The organism is Mesorhizobium sp. M2C.T.Ca.TU.002.02.1.1 (genome assembly GCF_003997225.1).
The window spans coordinates 1-3,551 of the sequence record NZ_RZTO01000653.1; the positions used below are offsets into that span (position 1 = coordinate 1).

Annotated in this window: 5 protein-coding genes; 3 read left to right on the forward strand and 2 right to left on the reverse strand. The window is 64.0% G+C overall.

All coding sequences use genetic code 11. The annotated features are described in order from the left end of the window. The coding region (locus tag EOD07_RS26875; RefSeq protein WP_127237561.1) for an FAD-binding protein at nucleotides 1-981 on the reverse strand (981 nt) is incomplete at its 3' end. Between the two features lie 167 nt (nucleotides 982-1,148). Between EOD07_RS26875 and EOD07_RS26880 the strand changes: the two genes are divergently transcribed. Further along, on the forward strand, nucleotides 1,149-1,634 hold the full coding sequence (locus EOD07_RS26880; RefSeq protein ID WP_127237562.1) for a thioesterase family protein: 486 nt from the start codon (nucleotides 1,149-1,151) through the stop codon (nucleotides 1,632-1,634). Nucleotides 1,635-1,782: 148 nt separating this feature from the next. Further along, a complete protein-coding gene (locus tag EOD07_RS26885) occupies nucleotides 1,783-1,980 on the forward strand; it encodes a hypothetical protein (RefSeq protein WP_027168755.1) in 198 nt (65 codons plus the stop codon). A gap of 100 nt (nucleotides 1,981-2,080) precedes the next feature. On the opposite strand, the gene EOD07_RS26890 is transcribed toward EOD07_RS26885, so the two are convergent. Next, nucleotides 2,081-2,557, reverse strand: a complete 477-nt coding sequence (locus EOD07_RS26890) for an Lrp/AsnC family transcriptional regulator (RefSeq protein WP_127237563.1) — start codon at nucleotides 2,555-2,557, stop codon at nucleotides 2,081-2,083. 187 nt (nucleotides 2,558-2,744) lie between these two features. On the opposite strand from EOD07_RS26890, the gene EOD07_RS26895 reads away from it, so the two are divergent. Continuing rightward, nucleotides 2,745-3,551: DMT family transporter (locus EOD07_RS26895; RefSeq protein WP_245470506.1), on the forward strand; the 807-nt coding region annotated here is incomplete at its 3' end.

The window sequence follows — 3,551 nt, forward strand, 5'->3', positions numbered from 1 at the left end:
GAGCTTCGTCCGCTCCTCCGCGACGCTGGTCCACAGGAACGGCCCGCCGCCATTCTCCTCGGCGATCATGCCGAACGTCTCGGCCTGTTCGGCCACGCCCGCGTCGCTGCCGTGGAACTCGACGAACAGGCACGGGCTCTCCGGATAGTCGAGCTTGGAATAATTCTTCATCGCCCGCATCTGCAGCGCGTTGACCAGTTCGATGCGCGCCACCGGGATGCCCATCTGGATCGTCGCGATCACCGTGTTGCAGGCCGCCTCCAGGCTCGGGAACGGGCAGACGCCGCCGGAGATCGCCTGCGGAATGCCCTGCAGCCTCAGCGTCAGCGACGTGATGACGCCGAGCGTGCCTTCGGAGCCGACCAGAAGCCGCGTCAGGTCGTAGCCGGCCGAGCTTTTCTTCGCCCGCTTGCCGGTGGTCACCGTCTCGCCGTCGGCCATGACCGCGGTCAGCGACAGCACGTTTTCGCGCATCGTGCCGTAGCGCACCGCGTTGGTGCCGGAAGCCCTGGTCGCCGCCATGCCGCCCAACGAGGCGTTGGCGCCCGGATCGATCGGGAAGAAAAGGCCGGTGTCGCGCAGGTGCCGGTTGAGGTCCTCGCGCGTCACGCCGGGCTCGACGGTGCAGTCGAGATCCTGCGGATTGACGGCCAGGATCCGGTTCATGCGCGAGGTGTCGATGGAGATGCCGCCGCCCGGCGCGTTGGTGTGGCCCTCGAGCGAGGAGCCGACGCCGAAGGCGATGACCGGCACGCGGTGGGCGGCGCAGGCGCGCACGATTTCCTGCACTTCGGCCGTCTTCTCGGCGAAAGCGACGCCGTCCGGCGCCTGGGTCGGGATATAGGTGGTGGTGTGCGCGTGCTGGCCGCATATCGCCGCGCCGGTCTGGAAGCGCTCGCCGAAGCGCTGCTTGAGTATGCCGAGCACCGCGGCGATGCCTTCCTCATTGCGTTCGACGGGGTTGAGGTCGCTCAAAGCCATGAATTCCTCCGCGAATGGACCAGCGGCCACTCTTGTTATGCAGCTATGGATGATGCCTAAAGCAATTCGAGGAAAAGTGCCAAGCGGTTAGGCTAGGCGACTTTTTGCGCCAGAACGACGAGAATCTCAGCAGCCACGCCCTGCCCAGCGACGATCAAGGAAAAGCAATGACGATCCCCGCACCCATCCTGTCCCGCCCGTTGGCGATCGAGAAGGACTGGATCGACTATAACGGCCACCTCAACATGGCCTATTACAACGTGCTGTTCGACCGCGGCACCGACGAAGCGTTCGCGATGATGGGAGTGGACGCAAGCTATACCAAGGAACGCCGCCTCAGCGTCTACACCGCGGAAGTCCATGTCTGCTACGTGCGCGAGCTGCATCTTCACGACACGGTCAAGGTCTCGTTCCAGCTCATCGATCATGACGACAAGCGGCTGAGGACCTATCAGGAAATCCGCCATGTCGACGGCTGGCTCGCCGCCACGTCGGAAACGCTGTCGCTGCATGTCGACATGGAAGGACCGAAGGTCGCGCCCTTCCCCGCCGACGTGATGGCCAAGCTGGAGGCCGTGCGCGCCGCCCATGCGACGCTCCCCATGCCAGAGCGCGCCGGCCGCTCGATCGGCATCAAGCGCACGAGCGCTTGAAAACCCGCACGCCCGCGTTAACCTTACCAAGGTTTTAACGTGAACAAGTCGGTTGAGTCCGTTGAACGACTCACCGGCCCGTTCGAAAACCGCCGTACCGGGTTTGCGCACGGGGCGGCTGGCGAAATGCGGTGTGCGAGGACAGTGCATGAAAACCGACATCAAGGTCGAAGTGGAGCGCTTGGCGGCCGATCCACGCATCACCGACTATGATTTCTGGCGATCGCTGAAGAACGTCAACAACGAGATCTTCCACATCGCCAACAACAACGAACCTATCCCGTTCGACATGATCCGCTGGCGCGCGATTCTGAAGCAGGCGCGCATGAAGCGTGGCCACGCCTAAAGCATGTCTCCCGAAAGCGGGAACCGGTTTCGGGATGAAGACATGCGTAAAATCAAAACCTAAAGCGCATGCGGCGAATCTGAAAGATCGCGACGCGCCGTCACTTCTGCCTGAAGGCGCCCAGCGGCGAACGCGGCTCGACCGGTGACGACTGGATGATGGCGGTGTTGGTCATCGCGTAGGGAATGATCCGGTCGATCACGCGCTCGAGCTCGCTCACCGAGCCGACATGGGCGAGCGCGATGAAGCAGTCCTCGCCGGTCACCCGGTCGCATTGCGCGATTTCCGGCAGCTCGCGGATGATGTCCGCCACCACGGAAAGCTGTCCCGGCACCGGCCTGATTCTGAGCCATGCCGACAGCTTCATGCCGAGAGCGGCCGGATTGATCCTGACCGTATAGGCCTCGATCACGCCGTTTTCCTGCAGCTTGCGGATGCGCTCCGCCACGCTCGGCGCCGACAGCCCGACGGCGCGCGCCAGCTCCGCCGTGCTGATGCGCGCGTCCTTTTCCAGGAGCCGCAGGAGCTTCAGATCGATCGCGTCCAGGTCGACATTTTCACTTCGAAGGTTTTTCAAGCCGAAATTCTTCCATCACAAAGCGAAAGCGCCATATGGCCATTCATTGCCTATATAGTCGGCGGGTTTCGCCTGCGATAATGCGCGCATGAAAGCTCAAACGCAAATTCCAACTGCAAACCGGGCCAGCGGTGATACAGAAGCGCGCTCCGCCGGCCCCACCGCACTTGCCGGAACGGCCGACGCGTTGCCGCCGCACGTCTGGTTCTGCGTCAGCGCCGTGTTCCATTATCTCGGGCCGGCCTTCGCCGTGCTGCTCTTCGCTCAGGTCGGCGTGCTCGGCATGGCTTGGCTGCGCATCGCCACCGCCGCCCTCATCTTCGCCCCTTTGACTAGGCCCTGGCGCGTCTTCGCGCGCGCCGATCGTGGTCGGCGACTGCTGCTGCTGGCCTTCGGCATCTGCCTGGCGGTGATGAACTGCTCGTTCTACCTGGCGCTCGACCGCCTGCCCATCTCTCTGGTGGCGGCGATCGAATTCGTCGGCACGATCGCCGTCGCGCTGGTCGGCCTGCGCAGCCGGCGCAATTTTGCGGCGCTTGCTGTTGCCGTGGTCGGCACATTGCTGCTCATCGACGTGAAATGGTCGAGCGATCCGGTCGGCCTGTTCTGGGCGTTTTTGAATGGCGCCCTCTTCGTCGGCTACATCGTGATCGGTCACCGCGTCGCGCAGGCAGGCTTCGGCATCGCCGGCCTCGGCGCCGCCATGGCGGTCGCATTCCTCGTCGTGTTGCCCATCGGCTTTCGCGAGGCGCTGCCCGCCTTCTCGTCGCCGCAACTGCTCGCAGCTGCGATCGGCGTCGGCGTCTGCTCCTCGGTCATCCCCTATGTCTGCGACCAGCTCGCCATGGCGCGGCTGCCGCGCGCGAGCTTCGCGCTGATGCTCTCGCTCCTGCCGCTCACGGCAACGCTGATCGGCGTGATCGTGCTGCACCAGGTGCCGAGCGTCACTGATTGCATCGGCGTCACTCTGGTGATCGCCGGCGTTGCCATACAC

Bases quoted from the DNA above. Each gene is read 5' to 3' on its own strand.
- EOD07_RS26880 (WP_127237562.1), top strand. From the start codon at position 1,149: ATGACGATCCCCGCACCCATCCTGTCCCGCCCGTTGGCGATCGAGAAG.
- EOD07_RS26885 (WP_027168755.1), top strand. From the start codon at position 1,783: ATGAAAACCGACATCAAGGTCGAAGTGGAGCGCTTGGCGGCCGATCCA.